This window comes from Fluviirhizobium alvei (assembly GCF_030551875.1).
In the GTDB taxonomy this organism is placed as follows: domain Bacteria; phylum Pseudomonadota; class Alphaproteobacteria; order Rhizobiales; family Rhizobiaceae; genus Rhizobium_E; species Rhizobium_E alvei.
Genome location: NZ_JAUOZU010000014.1, coordinates 91,390 through 106,247 on the forward strand (window position 1 = coordinate 91,390; position 14,858 = coordinate 106,247).

General features: G+C 61.9%; 14 protein-coding genes. 10 read left to right on the forward strand and 4 right to left on the reverse strand.

The genetic code is table 11. From position 1 onward, the window contains the following. Window positions 1-11 precede the first annotated feature (11 nt). The 3 genes from Q4481_RS18610 to Q4481_RS18620 form a co-directional block, all read right to left on the reverse strand. A complete protein-coding gene (locus tag Q4481_RS18610) occupies window positions 12-1,565 on the reverse strand; it encodes a cryptochrome/photolyase family protein (RefSeq protein WP_304377906.1) in 1,554 nt (517 codons plus the stop codon). A 328-nt stretch (window positions 1,566-1,893) separates the two neighbouring features. Continuing rightward, window positions 1,894-3,027 carry an RHE_PE00001 family protein gene (locus Q4481_RS18615; protein WP_304377965.1) on the reverse strand — a complete coding sequence of 378 codons (1,134 nt, stop codon included), beginning with the start codon at window positions 3,025-3,027 and terminating at the stop codon, window positions 1,894-1,896. Between the two features lie 116 nt (window positions 3,028-3,143). Then, on the reverse strand, window positions 3,144-3,899 hold the full coding sequence (locus Q4481_RS18620) for an SDR family NAD(P)-dependent oxidoreductase (RefSeq protein ID WP_304377907.1): 756 nt from the start codon (window positions 3,897-3,899) through the stop codon (window positions 3,144-3,146). A 145-nt stretch (window positions 3,900-4,044) separates the two neighbouring features. Here Q4481_RS18620 and Q4481_RS18625 point away from each other — a divergent pair, with 145 nt between their 5' ends. The 9 genes from Q4481_RS18625 to Q4481_RS18665 all read left to right on the forward strand — a co-directional run bounded on the left by Q4481_RS18625 (window position 4,045) and on the right by Q4481_RS18665 (window position 13,155). Next, the gene (locus Q4481_RS18625; RefSeq protein ID WP_304377908.1) at window positions 4,045-5,427 is read left to right on the forward strand and encodes an aldehyde dehydrogenase family protein; all 1,383 of its coding nucleotides are present in this window, start codon (window positions 4,045-4,047) and stop codon (window positions 5,425-5,427) included. A gap of 2 nt (window positions 5,428-5,429) precedes the next feature. Beyond that, window positions 5,430-6,206 (forward strand): N-formylglutamate amidohydrolase, encoded by a 777-nt coding sequence (locus Q4481_RS18630; RefSeq protein ID WP_304377909.1) that lies wholly within the window; start codon window positions 5,430-5,432, stop codon window positions 6,204-6,206. Window positions 6,207-6,277: 71 nt separating this feature from the next. Beyond that, the gene (locus Q4481_RS18635) at window positions 6,278-6,907 is read left to right on the forward strand and encodes a helix-turn-helix domain-containing protein (protein WP_304377910.1); all 630 of its coding nucleotides are present in this window, start codon (window positions 6,278-6,280) and stop codon (window positions 6,905-6,907) included. Between the two features lie 234 nt (window positions 6,908-7,141). Further along, window positions 7,142-7,882, forward strand: coding sequence for an ABC transporter ATP-binding protein (locus tag Q4481_RS18640; protein ID WP_304377911.1), 741 nt, complete (start codon window positions 7,142-7,144; stop codon window positions 7,880-7,882). Window positions 7,883-7,910: 28 nt separating this feature from the next. Then, window positions 7,911-9,062 (forward strand): ABC transporter substrate-binding protein, encoded by a 1,152-nt coding sequence (locus Q4481_RS18645; RefSeq protein ID WP_304377912.1) that lies wholly within the window; start codon window positions 7,911-7,913, stop codon window positions 9,060-9,062. A gap of 13 nt (window positions 9,063-9,075) precedes the next feature. Beyond that, window positions 9,076-9,774 (forward strand): ABC transporter ATP-binding protein, encoded by a 699-nt coding sequence (locus Q4481_RS18650; RefSeq protein WP_304377966.1) that lies wholly within the window; start codon window positions 9,076-9,078, stop codon window positions 9,772-9,774. A 3-nt stretch (window positions 9,775-9,777) separates the two neighbouring features. Further along, entirely contained in the window at window positions 9,778-10,677 is a 900-nt protein-coding gene (locus Q4481_RS18655; RefSeq protein WP_304377913.1) for a branched-chain amino acid ABC transporter permease, read from the forward strand. Window position 10,678: 1 nt separating this feature from the next. Continuing rightward, window positions 10,679-11,767, forward strand: coding sequence for a branched-chain amino acid ABC transporter permease (locus Q4481_RS18660; protein ID WP_304377914.1), 1,089 nt, complete (start codon window positions 10,679-10,681; stop codon window positions 11,765-11,767). Continuing rightward, window positions 11,764-13,155 (forward strand): glutamine synthetase family protein, encoded by a 1,392-nt coding sequence (locus tag Q4481_RS18665; RefSeq protein ID WP_304377915.1) that lies wholly within the window; start codon window positions 11,764-11,766, stop codon window positions 13,153-13,155. The genes Q4481_RS18660 and Q4481_RS18665 overlap by 4 nt, the downstream gene beginning before the upstream one ends. An 85-nt stretch (window positions 13,156-13,240) precedes the next feature. Here the strand turns inward: Q4481_RS18665 and Q4481_RS18670 are convergent, their stop codons facing one another. Further along, window positions 13,241-13,546 (reverse strand): hypothetical protein, encoded by a 306-nt coding sequence (locus Q4481_RS18670; RefSeq protein WP_304377916.1) that lies wholly within the window; start codon window positions 13,544-13,546, stop codon window positions 13,241-13,243. Window positions 13,547-13,746: 200 nt separating this feature from the next. Here Q4481_RS18670 and Q4481_RS18675 point away from each other — a divergent pair, with 200 nt between their 5' ends. After that, window positions 13,747-14,787: an AraC family transcriptional regulator gene (locus Q4481_RS18675; RefSeq protein WP_304377917.1), complete on the forward strand. Its 1,041-nt coding sequence runs from the start codon at window positions 13,747-13,749 to the stop codon at window positions 14,785-14,787. Window positions 14,788-14,858: the final 71 nt, after the last annotated feature.

A 14,858-nucleotide genomic window follows, 5' to 3' on the forward strand; every position in this document is an offset into this window, starting at 1 on the left:
TTCATGCTCCTTCAAACATCTGATCCGGCATCCAGCTGTTCGAGAAAAAGACGGGCGCTTCTGCGGTAACTGTCACGCTGGCTGTCATCCATCCGCCGCCACGCGGCGTAAGGCTGCGCCAGTCGATGGTTGCGCGAGAGCTTTTCCGCGTTGCGATCGAGGAAATCCCAATAGAGCGCGTTGAAGGGACAGGCGCCCTCGCCTGTCTTCCGACGGACATCGTAGGCGCAACTCTCGCAATAGTCGGACATTTTCGAGATATAGGCGCCGCTCGCCGCATAGGGCTTGCTGCCCATGATGCCGCCATCGGCAAACTGGCTCATGCCGATCACATTCGGCACTTCCACCCATTCAAACGCATCCGCATAGACTTCGAGATACCATTCATGCAGCGCATGCGGATCCAGTCCGGCCAGCATGGCAAAATTTCCGGTCACCATCAGTCGCTGGATGTGGTGCGCATAAGCATTGTCGATCGTTTCGCGGATCACCGTGGCGAGACAGTTCATGTTCGTCTCGCCGGTCCAGAAGAAGGATGGCAGCGGCCGCCCGGCGGCTAGGAAATTCATCGACACATAATCCGGCATATGCAGCCAGTAGATGCCGCGCACATATTCCCGCCAACCGATGATCTGGCGGATGAACCCTTCGACCGCATTGATCGGCGCCCGTCCTTCAAGATAGGCGCGTTCGGCGGCACGACAGAGCGCCATTGGTTCGAGAAGTCCGATATTGATCGAAAAGGACAGGAGCGAATGATTGAGGAACGGATCGCCTCTCAACATTGCATCCTGCGTGTCTCCGAAATGCGGCAGGAAATCATCAAGGAATCGATCAGCGGCCTCTTCGGCCTGCTGCCGCGTCACCGGAAAGAAGAAGCCATCGACCGTCCCCATATGGTCGCCGAACCGGTTCGTGACCAGATCCATGACAGCGCGCGTGATGGCATCAGGAGAAAAGCGCGGACGTTTCGGGCGGAAGAGATCGGGTTTGGCTGGCTTGCGGTTTTCACTGTCGAAATTCCAGCGACCGCCGACGGGCTTGTCGCCCTCCATCAGGAGACCGGTTCTGCGCCGCATGTCGCGATAGAAGAATTCCATCACCATTTCCCGCCGGCCTGTCGCCCAGACCTGGAACGTCTCGTGGCTGCAGAGGAAACGGTCGTCGGGGCGGATCTCGACCGGGCGTCCGGTTTGCGTTGCCCACTCCCGCATCGCTTCAAGCACGCGATATTCGCCCGGTTCCGTGACGATGATGCGCTCAGGCTCAAACGCTTCGACGGCCCGGATCAGTTCGCCGGTGAAGGACCCCCGGTTGTCGGGCGCGTCGAGCTGGCGATAGCAAACCCGATGGCCGAGAGCGCGCAACTCTTCGGCAAAATGGCGCATGGCCGACAGGATGAGGACGAGCTTCTTCTGGTGGTGACGGACATAGCCCGTCTCCTCGGCCACTTCACACATCAGCACGATATCGCGAGCGGGGTCACAGCCTGCAAGACTGGAAAGCGCAGGCGACAGCTGGTCGCCCAGGACAAGGATCAGATTGCGGCATTGCTCGACCGCCATGGCGGTTGTCCTGACAGGCTGGAGATGAGTGCTTCAGATTTCCTGAAGGATACGCGCCGGCGACACCTTCGGATCATTGATCAAGCTGCTGCAAACCTGGGGGGATGGCTGGTTTGGCAGGAGCATACGGTGCGCAAGCTCTTCTCCCCTTGGGGAGAAGATGTCCGAAGGACAGATGAGGGGGATATGCCCAGCCCTCCTTTGGAACCTGTTGCTTCGGCCCCCTCATCCGGCGCTAACGCGCCACCTTCTCCCCGCTGGGGAGAAGAGGCCACAACGATCCAGCCCTCATTGCAGCCCCTAAGGCAGACAGTTTTGCGCCGGACCTTCAGAGCACGCCCCAGGCACGGAAACGGCCACGCCCGGTCATTTCCCGCAGACCGAGTTCGGCAACGATGCGCCGTGCCGCCTGCGGGGTCACATCCAGCGTCGAAGCCACCATGCTGGCCGACACAAGCGGGCGGGCAATGACGAGATCAATCAATTGCGGCAGGCGGGATGATGTCCGGCGATCGATGAGTTTGCGTTCCATCACCTGACGGGCGAGCAGCAGACGATCGTGATCCTTGAGCCCCTGCGCCGCACCGGCCGAAATTCCTTCCAGCAGGCTGAGAAGGCGGATGTTGCGATCGCGGTGCCGCCGCCGATCGACGGGAATCGCTTTCAGCCCGTAATTGATCGCAGCAAGATGCCCCGCGGTGGTGATCCCTGCCTGTCGCAGGATCGCAGCGGCCAGCAGCCGGCCAAGCCAGTTCATATGCTGCAGCACTTCCAGGCTGTTCCAGGCATCGAGGCAGAGCACCGCCCGCAGAAGCGGCGGCAGGCCCTCCGTTTCCCTGAGCACGGACTGCCATTCGGCGATGCGCTCATCCTCATCCCAATCAAGATCGTAAACCAGCGGATCCCGATCGCGCCTGTCGCGGCGGTCAGGCGCCCTGGCCTCGGCAATCGCCGCTTCCGACCGGATCAGGAGGGCATCGATCGCCGCCAGTTCTGCGGCCAGGGGATCACCCGGATCGGGCGCCTCGCCATCGTCGGCGGCATCGGGTTGCAGCGCTTCCTGGCTGTCTTCGGCACGATCACTCTGGGGAGGGGTGGGAGCGGATGTCTCCAGGCCCTGGAGATTGCGGATATTCTCCGCCTTGAGCGCCCAGCCCGCTGGCTGCAGCGCAATGCGCCGGCGTGTTTTCAGAACATCGCGCGCCATCGTCAGTTCATGGGTGGGGGTACGGATGTCATGTTCCGCATCATGCAGAACGAGATCTTCCAGATGGACGAGTTCGCCATCGATCCACAGCGACGCACAGGCATCGGAAAAATGCAGCCGTTCGATCCATCCCGGCCCGATCGGGGAGCGGGCGATCCGCTCGTCAAGCCGGGCCCAGAGCGCGGTCGCATCGGCAACCGGCCCTAGAAGACTTTTTAGCGGAAGTTTGCCGAGTTCATAAACCATTGAAAAGATGGTAGATGACTCGTCAAACGAAAGCTATCCGTCTCCTGGGGATAGGGCCAAAAAGGCTGCATCCCTTTCGCCATTCGCGCCCAAAGGGCGCGAATGGTCAGGTCATGCCGGATCGATTACATCCGCATCAGCAGGCCGCCATCGACGGCAAGTTCGACACCGGTGATGTAGCTCGATGCATCCGAAAGCAGGAAGAGAGCCGCATTGGCCATGTCGTCAGCGGTGCCGACGCGGCCGAGCGGGGCATAGTTGGCGATTGCCTTGAGCGTATCGGCATCCCAACGGGCCTGCAGCGGCGTGTGCGCCATGCCGGGGCAGATGGCATTCGAACGGATGCCTTCGGCGGCAAGCTGCATGGCGAGCGATTTCGACAGCGCGCAGACGCCGGCCTTGGAGGCCTGATAGGCATCCTGCGGCTTGGGATCGCCGCGATACCACTGGATGGTCGAGAAATGCACCATTGCGCCGCCGCGCTCGGTCTTGCGCATGAAGGGAACCGCCGATCGCGCGGTCAATGCCATGGCCTTGAGATTGATGTCGAAGACCTGGTCCCAGACATCCATGTCCATCTCGAGCACGGACTTGTCGCGCCCGAACCAGAGCACGCCGGCGACATTGACGAGATAGTCGATGCTGCCGCGCTTGGCGCCAGCTGCTTCGATTGCAGAAGCGATGAACGCGGCATCGGCGAGATCGCCCTGGTAATAGTCGAGCCGGTCGCCCGCTGCCGAGAGCGTTTCCGGCATCGGCTTGATGTCGAGCGCAGTGACGGTGGCGCCGGCGGCCAGCAGCTTGCTGGCGATCGCTTCGCCCATCCCGCCGCCTGCCCCGGTCACAACCGCGTGGCGTCCTGTGAAGTCATAGGTGATCATAGTCGTCCTTCCTGCCAGACAGAGTCTCCAATGGCTGCCAGCTTAATGCGATTTTCACGGCCATCAAGCCCATTTGGAAAAAAGTTGCTAGAATCGAAAAATTATGTAGCTTGGTCTCCATATTCGAAATTCAGAAAGGGAACCCATGTCGCAATCCACCTTCAATGTTGTTTCGCCGATCGATGGCTCGGTCTATCTGACGCGCCCCTATGCCGGGGCCGCCGAGATCACCCGGACGGTCGAAGCCGCCCGTGCCGCCGTATCGCGCTGGCGCCGGGTTCCCGTCGCCGAGCGCGCAGCCCTCGTTGCCGCCTTCGGCGAAGAAATGAAACGCCGCGCCGACCAGCTTGCCGATGCCGTCTCCTGGGAAATCGGCCGGCCGCGCTGGCAGGCAGATGAAACCGGCCGTCTGGCGCTCGTTGGCGAACTCCTGGCCAAGGATGCAGCTACAGCCCTCGGCGATCGCGATTTCGAGAGCGATGACAATATCCGCCGCTTCACCCGCGCCGTCCCGGGCGGCCTGCACCTGTCGATCTGCGCCTGGAACTACCCGACCGCCATGCTGGGCTATCTCGTCAGCCAGCCGCTGATTTCCGGCAATGTCGTCATTCTCAAACATTCGCCGCAGACACCTTTGATCGCCGAAATTGCAATCGAAGCATGGAAGGCAGCGGGCGGACCGGACGGCGTGTTCCAGACGCTGCATCTCAGCCACCCCGATGCGGAACGGCTGATTGCGGCCGGCACGTTCGATGCCGTCAATTTCATCGGTTCGGTCAATGGCGGAAAGCGGGTGCATGCCGCAGCCGGCGGAACCATGACGCAGGTTCATCTCGAACTCGGCGGCAAGGATCCGGCCTATATTCGTGCCGATGCTGATATCGAAGCGCTGATCCCCGATATTGCCGAAGGCTGCTTCTCCAATGCCGGCCAGAGCTGCTGCTCGGTGGAGCGCATCTATGTCGATCGCAGCGTTCTCGGCCGCTTCAATGAGGCGCTTGTCGAGGAGGCCAAGAAATGGACGATCGGTCATCCGATCAACGACAAGGCGATGATTGGCCCGGTGGTGACGGCGATTGCCGCTGACCGCATCCGGGGACAGGTCGCCAGCGCGGTCGCCGGTGGTGCACGCCTCCTGCATGGTAGCGAGACCAGTCTCGGCGCCACCTACGTTCCCGCCCAAGTGCTTGTGGATGTCGACCATTCGATGTCGATCATGCGCGACGAACTGTTCGGACCGGTTGCCTGCATCCAGGGCGTCGATGGCGATGCCGAAGCCATTGCGCTCATGAACGACAGCACTTTCGGCCTCTCGGCCAGCATCTGGACCCAGGATATCGACAAGGGGCTGGATCTGCTCGATGAGGTGGAAGCCGGCACGGTCTATCTCAACCGCTGCGACCATGCCGACCTCTATCTGCCCTGGGGCGGCATCAAGAATTCGGGCCTCGGCCGCACGAACGGTCGTGTCGGACTGGTGGAAACCACGGCACCCAAGGCCTTCCACATTCGCCGGAAGATCGGCTGATCATGGCGGACAGATCCTCTCTCACGGCGCCCTCGAGCGGCGCCGTGGAACTTTTGACGCCGGAGGGAACGAGCCCGTTCCTTCTCGTCTGCGAACATGCCGGCGCCGAGATCCCGCCCGGTTGGGACGGTCTCGGCCTCGATCCGGCCTTCCTGTCCACCCACTATGCCTACGACCCCGGCGCGGCCCTCGTGACCCGCCGGCTCGCACAATCGCAAAATGCCCGCGGCGTGCTGGCGCGCTATTCCCGCATCTTCCTCGATTACAATCGCTTCGCCGATGATTGGGACTATATCCGCCCCGATCTCGGCGGCATTCCGGTGCCAGGCAATCTTTCCATCGAGGCCGAGGATCGTGAGCGCCGGGAAGCGCTGGCAGTTCTACCCGTCCGCGCGGCGATCGAAACGGCACGCGGCAATGCTCGGGCTGTCATATCGGTTCACAGCTTTACCCCCGTGATGGCCGGGGAATTGCGCACCGTCGATGTCGGGCTTCTTTGGGATGAGGACAACGCCTTCGTCAGGATCGCTCTTGAAGAACTGATGCGCCTTGCGCCCCTGTTCGATTTGCGACCCGGCGACAATGCTCCCTACGATCTGCGCAAGGTGGGGGCGCGCAGTCTCAAAACCCACGCGGCCGATCACGGGCTCCCCTATTTCTATGTCGAGGTGAACAACGGCCTTTTTTCCAATCCGGAAACTTCGGATCGGGCGATTGCCTTGCTGGACGAAACCCTGAACGCTGTGTTACGCCGTCAGTCGGAATGGGATTTTGCATAGCAGCATGACAGATTGCATGGGCCGGCTTTGCCGATGAAATCAGCGACTTCAAGAGGGTGATCGGGGCAGGTATGACCAACGAGCTTGGCGAGACGATCCGTCAGACACGTAAGCAGTTGAAACTGACCCTGCGCGAACTGGGGGAACGGTCTGGCCTGACAGTTTCCCAACTTTCCAAATTGGAGAATGGAAAGCAGCGCATTTCCGTCGATGTCGCACTCAAGATCGCCGGTGTCCTGCGCGTGCCCGTCACCTCACTGCTGGCGGCTCCGCGCCAGATGCCTCTCGGCCGGCGCTCGATCACGCGCGCCGGTACCGGTACCCAGCATCAGACCGAAGGCGTGATTTTCGAGGTTCTCTGCAGCGATTTCCGCGACAAGAGCAACATCTTCTGGAATGTCACCATCTCCGGCCGCACGATCGAGGAAACCGGCGGCTGGCGACGGCATTCGGGCGAGGAATTCATCCAGGTCCTGTCCGGCATCCTCGAATTGCACAGCCGCCACTATGAGCCGCTCATCATGGCTCCGGGCGACAGCATCCTCTTCGATGGTGAAATGGAACATGCCTATGTGTGCCACAGCGAAGAGCCGACACGGCTTTTCATGTCCAACACCATGATGCGCAACCCGATCCCCGACCTGCCTGAACTTGCGCCCGTCAGACCCGCTGGCCCGCGCCGGGCACGGCGACCTGCCTGAGCCACTCGGCAATTCGGCCGCTCGTCCGACCGATCGGACTGCGTCTGGATTGGCGCCAGAGGCGTTCCGGCGCCCTCCCCGACCGGCGCAATCTCTGACTGTTTTGTCGCGAAAATTTCCTCAGGAGTTATTTTTTTCTAAAATCGAAAATTTTCTATTGTCATGCGGCGTTTCGGCACATAACCTTTCCCCATAACACGGTCCGACATCGCATCGGACCAGGGGGACTTGCTCATGTTGGCCGTCACGGCAATCGGAAAATCCTTTGGAGGCGTTCGCGCTCTTTCTGACGCCAGCCTCGACTGCGCACCCGGCGAGATCGTTGGCCTGATCGGTCCGAACGGCGCCGGCAAATCGACCCTCGTCAATGTCGTGACCGGTTTTCTGCGCCCCGACCGCGGTACGGTGAAACTCGGCGCGCGGGAGATTACCGGTCTCGATGCGCGCGCGATTTCCGCTGCCGGCATCGCCCGAACATTCCAGAACCTGCGCGTCTTCGGCAGCATGACGGTTCGACAGAATGTCGAGGTCGCCCATTCCCGCTGCCGGCAACTGAACCCGCAGAAGGCGGCGCGCGTCGATCCGGACAGCCTGCTTGCGACATTTGGCCTGACTTCCGTTGCCGGCGCCCTCGCCAGCGAGTTGCCCTATGGCAGCCAGCGCTGGCTCGAGATCGCCCGCGCGATGGCCACCGTTCCGGATTTTCTCATGCTCGATGAACCGGCAGCCGGTCTCAACGACGAGGAAACATCGCGCCTCGGCACCGTCATTGATGGGGTGCGGCACACGATGGGAACCGGTATTCTGGTGATCGACCATGACCTGCATTTCATCAACCGGATCTGCAAGCGTCTTTTCGTTTTCGATCAGGGCAGCCTGATCGCGAGTGGCGCTCCCGAAACCGTCTGGTCCGATCCCCGCGTCATTGAAGTCTATGTCGGCGCCAGCGCGCCGGTCACAACCAGTGTCAACTGAAGAACCTAGGCAAATTGGAGGGTAACTTATGCGCATCAAGACAACCGGGATAAGCCTTGCCGTAACGGCCGCGCTTGGGCTGCCGGCCCTGGCATCTGCCGACGAAGTCAAGATCGGCATGGCCGCGTCGCTCACCGGCGCCTTTGCCCCCTATGTCGAAGTCGAGGGCGCCCGTTGCGAAGCGGCCCGCCTCAATGCGGCCGGCGTTGGCCCGAAAATGACGTTGCTCGTGGAAGATTCCCGCTCCGATCCGCCGCTGTCGGTGACCCTGGCCCAGAAGTTCCTCGATGAAGGCGTGCAGGTCGTGACCGGCATTCCCTTCCCCGATTCCCTCATTCCGATTGCCCAGGCCGCCGAGCCCTATGGCGCGATCGTTTTCTCGGCGCCGAACACCCAGGTCGAAATGCAGGTCACGGGTCTCACGAATTTCGTCGCCGGTGCGGTTCCCGATCCGGTCAATGGTGCGGCCACGGCTGAAGCCGTCTACAAGGCCGGCGGCCGCAATGCGCTGCTGCTTGTCTCTGCCGACAATGGTTCCTGGTCGGAAAAGCTGCCGGTCTGGTTCGGCGAAGCTTTCGAGCATCATGGCGGCAAGGTGGTCGGTACGCTCAATTATTCGTTCGGCGTCACTGACTGGTCGCCGCAGATCGCCCAGATCAAGGGCATGAACCCGGCGCCCGACGTCATTCACATCTCCTCGATGCTTCCGGATGTCGGCATCCTCATCCGCCAGCTGCGTTCGAACGGCTTTACGGGCTTTATCGTCGGCTCCGACGGTTTTGACGATCCGTCGCTCGAAGGCGCCGTCGGCGATGCAGCCGCCCTCGACAAGGTGATGTTTGCCACCCACGGCGCTACCGGTGTCGGTTCGGATATCGACAAGTTCCTTGATGATTGCCGCAAGGCCGGCTTCAAGGTTCAGGGCATTTTCGATGCGCTGGGCGCCGATATGGTCCGCGAAACCCATGCCGCCGCCGTCAAGGCCGGTTCGACCGATGCCAAGGCGATCCTGGAAGCGCTCCGAGCCGAAGGCGGCAACCCGGCTGTTACTGCACCGATCGCCTCCTATGCGGAACATGGTGGCTATCCGGTCAAGGCCGTTCCGGTGATCGGCTTCAAGGACGGCAAGCGCATGGTCATCTCCAACGAGATGCCATCCTTCGTTCCGGCCTGGCAGTAAGCCCATGCCCAGCATGCTGAGCTTGGAGAAGCTCCAGGTGTCTTACGGGGCCGTACAGGCGGTACGGTCCCTCGACCTGACGGTCGGGGAGGGAGAACTCGTTGCCCTCCTCGGACCGAACGGCGCCGGAAAATCCTCGACCATCGGCGCGATCACCGGTCTGGTTCCCTCAAAGGGCCGGGTCCTGCTCGGCGGCACCGATATCAGCATGCTGCCCGCGGAATCCCGCATTGCGAAGGGACTGGCGATCTCGCCGGAAGGCCGTCGCGTTTTCGCCAACCTCACCGTTGGCGAGAACTTCCGCATGGGCGCGGCGCTCAGACGGGACCGCGCCGGCGTCCGCGACGATACCGAACGTTTCCTCGACATGTTTCCGGTGCTGCGCGAACGGTTCGCCCAGCCCGCCGGCACGCTCTCCGGCGGCGAGCAGCAGATGCTGGCGATCGCCCGGGCGCTGATGTCGCGACCACGCCTTCTGCTTCTCGACGAGCCGTCTCTTGGTCTGGCGCCACTGATCGTGACCAAGATTTTCGATTTCATCGGCGAACTGAAGGCGAGCGGCCTCACCCTGCTCGTCGTCGAGCAGAATGCCGCCCAGGCCATGCGGTTTGCCGATCGCGTCTATATTCTATCGACCGGCGAAGTGCGGTTTGTCGGCACGCCGGCCGATCTTGAAGGGACCGATCTCATGTCCGTCTATGTGGGAGGCTGAGCGGTGGAGTATTTCGTCCAGCAGTTTGTCAACGCCGTGGCTTTCGGTGCCGAATATGCGCTTCTCGCGCTTGGCCTCGCCGTCATCTACTCGATCATGCGGCTCATGAATTTCGCCCATGGCGAAGTCATTAGCACAGCGGGCTATGCGGTTCTGCTTGCCATGTCGCTCGGCTTCACCTCGCCGTGGATCGCCGTTCTCGTGCCGATCGTTGCGGCAGGTGTCATCTCCGTCATCCTCGAACGTGTCGCGTTCCGTCCGGTGCGCAACGCGCCGGCGACGACCGGGATGCTAACCGCCTTTGGCGTCAGCATCATGATGCAGAACCTGCTGCAGCTTATGGTCTCGGCAAGGCCGCAAGCCATGCCGCTTCTCAATGGTCTCAGCACCACCTGGTATCTCGGTCCCTACGCGGTCTCCTCGTTGCAGATCCTCGAACTTGTCGCCGCCATCCTCTGCATCGGCGCACTCGTTCTCTTTCTCAATCACTCCAATCTCGGCATCGCCATGCGCGCCGCCTCGCGCGATTTCGCCACCGTGCGCCTGATGGGCATTCGGGCGAACCGGGTCATCGCGATTGCCTTTGCGATTTCGGGCATCCTTGCCGGCGTGGCGACCGTCTTCATCCTGGCGCGTCGCGGCGGTGTCGCTCCCGACATGGGCTTCGTCCTGGTGCTCAAGCCCTTCGTTGCCTGCGTCATCGGCGGCTTCGGATCGCTGGCCGGCGCCGCCGTCGGCGGCATGCTGCTCGGCTTCATCGAGGTCGGCCTGCTGGTGGCGCTTCCGCAGGAATATGGTGGCCTCAAGGATGCCCTGACCTATGCCATCGTCATCGCGATTCTCGTTTACCGCCCGGAAGGTCTGCTCGGATCGCGGCGCGAACTCGGCGACAAGGAATTCTGACATGTCCAAGACCAAGACTGGCAGCTCCGATTTTGGCTGGGTGCGACGCGCGCTCAAGGGTGGAGCCGTCACGGCTGTTCCCGTGATCCTCATCGGCGTCGGCATGATGCTCTTTGCCCCCAACTATTACCAGAACCTCGCTGCCGCTGCGGTGCTCAACCTCATCATTGTCGTCGGGCTGCAGATCTTCATGGGCAATTCGGGCCTTGCCAATTTCGGCCACAGCGTCTTCGTCGGCCTCGGCGCCTATGGGATGGCAATCCTCGCCACCCCGGTGATGATGAAAAAGCTCTCGATTCCCAACGCGCCCTTCGGACTTGCCCAGGTCGAGCTTCATCCGGCGCTGGCGGCTGTGATCGCGCTTGCGGTCGTTGCGGTGATTGCGGTTTTCACCGGTCGAATCATTTCGCGGCTTTCGGGCGAAGCGACCACTATCGTTACGCTTGCGCTGCTCATCATCTGCCATTCGGTGTTTCTGCAATGGCCGGCCCTGTTCAAGGGCAACCAGGCATTCTTCGGCATTCCCAAAACCGTCAGCCTGCCGGCGCTGATTGCCTTTGCTGTCTTCACCATCCTCATTGCGCGGCTGTTCCGCGAGAGCCCGAGCGGAATGCAGTTGCGCGCAACCGCCGACAATCCTCGCGCAGCCGAAGCACTGGCCATCGATGCGCGTGCGCTCCGCCGCAAGGCCTGGCTGCTTTCCGCACTCGTCTGCGGCCTCGCCGGCGTGCTCTATGCCAGCTTCACCGGCACGATCAGCCCGCGCCTCTTCTATTTCCAGCAGGTGCTGATGACGCTCGCCATGCTGATCCTCGGCGGTCTGGGAACCGTGACCGGTGCGGTCATCGGCACCCTCATCCTCTCGATCAGCCTGGAACTCATCCGCTCGATTGAATCCGGCGTCGATCTCGGCCCGATCCATCTGCCCGAAATGCTCGGCCTTTCGGGCGTGGCCCTTGGCGCCGTGATCGTATTCTGCATGATCCTGCGGCCACAGGGACTGAGTAGCCGCTATGAACTCGACGAGGCGCTTGCCGTCGGGCTCGGCAAGCGCAAGACAGACATATCCACGACAGGAGACCAAAAATGAACTTCGTCGAACAGGCGGCAGCCTACGCACCGTCATACGAAGCCGAATACCAGCGCCTGAAGGCCGCTGGCGTCCGCTATATCCAGAGCCATATGGTCGACATGGCCGGCACGCTGCGCACCAAGATCTCGCCCTTCAAGCTGTCTGCCAGCGGCGACGCCCTCAACGGCATTCTCTATTGTGTATCGCATGGGGACGGCCAGCCGATCGGCGATACCGCCTTCGAATCCTACATGGCATCGGGTGACAACGGTTTCCCCAACATCCAGTGCGTGGCCGATCCGGCCTCCGTGCGCCAACATGGCTGGCGGCCGGAGATGGCCTCGGTCATCTCCACCGGCTACATGCTCGACGGTTCGCCCTGCCTTGTCGACCCGCGCTATGTGCTCTCCAAGGTCGATGCCCGGCTGCGATCGCTCGGCTATACGGCAAAAGTGGCGCTCGAATACGAATTCGGCATCTTCCATGCCGATGAGGAACTGATGCAGCAGGGTCGCTTCCGCGAACTCAAGCCCTGGGGCCAGTCGCTCGTCAACTATGACATCGCCCGCACCGGCGACTATCAGGATCTGGTGCTGGAATTCATGAAGCGGATGGAATCGCTCGGGATCGGCGTTGCCTCCTTCGTCACCGAATATGGCCACGGCATGTATGAATTCGCGCTGACGCCGAAGGACGCCGTGGAAGCCGCCGACGATGCCGTGCGCGCCAAGCTGCATCTGCGCGAACTCTGCGCCGAACGTGGCCTTGTCGCCACCTTCATGGCCCGTTTCCAGCCGCCGGGCAAGGAAAGCGCCTGCGGGGCACACCATCACCTGAGCCTCTGGCAGGATGACAAGCCGGTTCTGGCAGCCGGCACCAACGCGCTCTCGCAAGTCGGCCAGCAATTTCTTGCCGGCATGCTCAATCGGCTGGCCGAAACGCATGTGTTCTTCCGTCCGACGATCAATTCCTATCGCCGGCTTGATCGTGGCGCCTGGTCGCCGGAAGATGTCAGCTGGGGTTACGAGAACCGAACGGCTGCCATTCGCACCATCACCACGCCGACACCGTCTGCCTGCCGGTTCGAAAACCGGGTGCCGGGCGCCGATGTCAATCCTTATCTCACCGTGGCTGCCATGATCGCCGCCGGCGCCGAAGGGATCGAAAAGGGGCTCGTACCGCGGGCAGCCGACGCCGGTTTGGCACCGGATGGCAGTGCGGTGCGGCTGCAATCGAACCTGACGGATGCCACGGAAGCGTTTGCCTCGTCGAAATTCTGCGCCGAAGCCTTCGGAAAGGAATTCCGCGACCACTATGCCGCAAGCCGGTTCAACGAGGTCGCCGCCTACGAGACCTGGAAGACCCAGCGGATCACCGATTTCGAATGGCAGCGCTATTTCCTCTGATCTCCTGAAACGAGATCCAATAAACTGACCTTAGCCGCAACGGCCTTGCGGCTAAGGAACTGCTTTCACACGAAGTCTGGCGGGATCAGATCCCCGATCCGTCCAGCTCCGGCGCATCCTTGCCCTGCCAGGGCGCCGGCATCGCGGGGCGCCCGAAAGCTGCGGTCGGCAGCGGCATCCAGCATTTGAGTTCGGGTTCGGCATATTGAACGATGCAGCCCGGCGAGGAATCGGCTGCGCGCCATCCTTCGCCGCCATGAAGATCGCCATTGGACCAATAGGCCAGATCGACGGCCGCCGGCCCCTGTTCCGAAGGATGAATGGTGATCAGGATACGCGTGCCATCCTTTGGCGCGCTGCGCATATGTCTCCAACGATCCGGTTCGTCCATCGGGTCCTCCTCACCTTTCGCCATGCTTTGACCACTCTAGCACCGGCTCACTGTCCTTGCCATCGGATAGGTCGTCATCGTGGCGCCGCGCTCATTGCGCTTTCGCACGACAGGTGCCCTTCCATCTGATAAGGGTCTTTTGCGGCCATATTGTTGCCGTCTCCGGCCTGAACCTGACCCGATGGGCTTAAAGGAAAGCCATGAAGCCAGTCGATGCACGCTATGTCACCGCCAATATCCCGGCCCTTCTCATTCGAAGCCTGATCGCGGCCCTGACGGATTTCGGCCTCGATCCATCGCGTCTGTTCGTCGGGCTGGGTTTGAGCCTGCACGATCTCGATGATCCGACCTGCCGCGTCTCCTTCCGGCAGGGCCGGGAAATGATCGTCCGGGCCATGCAGATGGCCGGTGACCGCGCGCTCGGGCTCGAAACCGGCATCCGCGAGAAGGTCACTTCGGTCGGCCTCGTCGGTTATGCCATGCTGACGGCGCCAACGGTGGGTGACGCGGTGCGGTTGGGCATAGAGCTGCAAAAGGATACCGGCAGCATGCTCGAATTCGACATGCGCGCTTCGGACGAAGGTCTTGTGGTGACAGCGGCAAGCCGTTTCCACGATCCCGACATCTATGCCTTCCTGGTCGAGGAGGCCTTCGCAAGCTTCATGCGGATCGGCATCGAGCTGATCGGACCCGAATTCCGGCCGATCCGCGTCGACCTCGCCTATCCGGCGCCGAAACATGCCGATGTCTATCGACGGGTTTTCGGCTGCGAGGTGCGGTTCGGCCAGGTCGAGAATGCCTTTCTGTCCGATCCGGCCGACTATACCAGGCCGCTGGCCACGGCTGACGCCTTCTCGCACCGTCAACTCACGGAATTCATGGCCTACAATCGCGCCCGCACCCGCGAGGCGACCGAAATCACCGAATCCGTCGAACGGGTGCTCCGCCAGACGCTGCAGGACAGCGCGACGATCGGCAAGGTCGCGCGCGCGCTCGGCATGAGCGAGCGGACGCTGCGGCGCCGGCTGGCGGAAAACAATGTGTCCTTCCAAAGCCTGATCGACGGCCTGCGCAAGAACCGGGCGCTGGAGCTGCTGGCCAATCCGCATATGTCGATCGAGCAGATCGCCCACGCCGTCGGCTTTACGGACCCCCATAATTTTCGCCGTGCCTTCCGGCGCTGGACCGGCACGACGCCCGGGGCAATGCGCAGTGACCTGTCAGCAATTTGGCCGGAATAGACCCTCAATAGGTCAGCTCAACCGCTTTCGTGGTCCGGCCGGTTGCCGTTATCTTCTATGCAAGCGGCAAG

Excerpts from the sequence above, each read along its gene's own strand:
- Q4481_RS18610 (WP_304377906.1), bottom strand. The coding sequence starts at position 1,565 with ATGGCGGTCGAGCAATGCCGCAATCTGATCCTTGTCCTGGGCGACCAG.
- Q4481_RS18620 (WP_304377907.1), bottom strand. The coding sequence starts at position 3,899 with ATGATCACCTATGACTTCACAGGACGCCACGCGGTTGTGACCGGGGCA.
- Q4481_RS18625 (WP_304377908.1), top strand. The coding sequence starts at position 4,045 with ATGTCGCAATCCACCTTCAATGTTGTTTCGCCGATCGATGGCTCGGTC.
- Q4481_RS18630 (WP_304377909.1), top strand. The coding sequence starts at position 5,430 with ATGGCGGACAGATCCTCTCTCACGGCGCCCTCGAGCGGCGCCGTGGAA.
- Q4481_RS18635 (WP_304377910.1), top strand. The coding sequence starts at position 6,278 with ATGACCAACGAGCTTGGCGAGACGATCCGTCAGACACGTAAGCAGTTG.
- Q4481_RS18640 (WP_304377911.1), top strand. The coding sequence starts at position 7,142 with ATGTTGGCCGTCACGGCAATCGGAAAATCCTTTGGAGGCGTTCGCGCT.
- Q4481_RS18645 (WP_304377912.1), top strand. The coding sequence starts at position 7,911 with ATGCGCATCAAGACAACCGGGATAAGCCTTGCCGTAACGGCCGCGCTT.
- Q4481_RS18650 (WP_304377966.1), top strand. The coding sequence starts at position 9,076 with ATGCTGAGCTTGGAGAAGCTCCAGGTGTCTTACGGGGCCGTACAGGCG.
- Q4481_RS18660 (WP_304377914.1), top strand. The coding sequence starts at position 10,679 with ATGTCCAAGACCAAGACTGGCAGCTCCGATTTTGGCTGGGTGCGACGC.
- Q4481_RS18665 (WP_304377915.1), top strand. The coding sequence starts at position 11,764 with ATGAACTTCGTCGAACAGGCGGCAGCCTACGCACCGTCATACGAAGCC.
- Q4481_RS18670 (WP_304377916.1), bottom strand. The coding sequence starts at position 13,546 with ATGGACGAACCGGATCGTTGGAGACATATGCGCAGCGCGCCAAAGGAT.
- Q4481_RS18675 (WP_304377917.1), top strand. The coding sequence starts at position 13,747 with ATGAAGCCAGTCGATGCACGCTATGTCACCGCCAATATCCCGGCCCTT.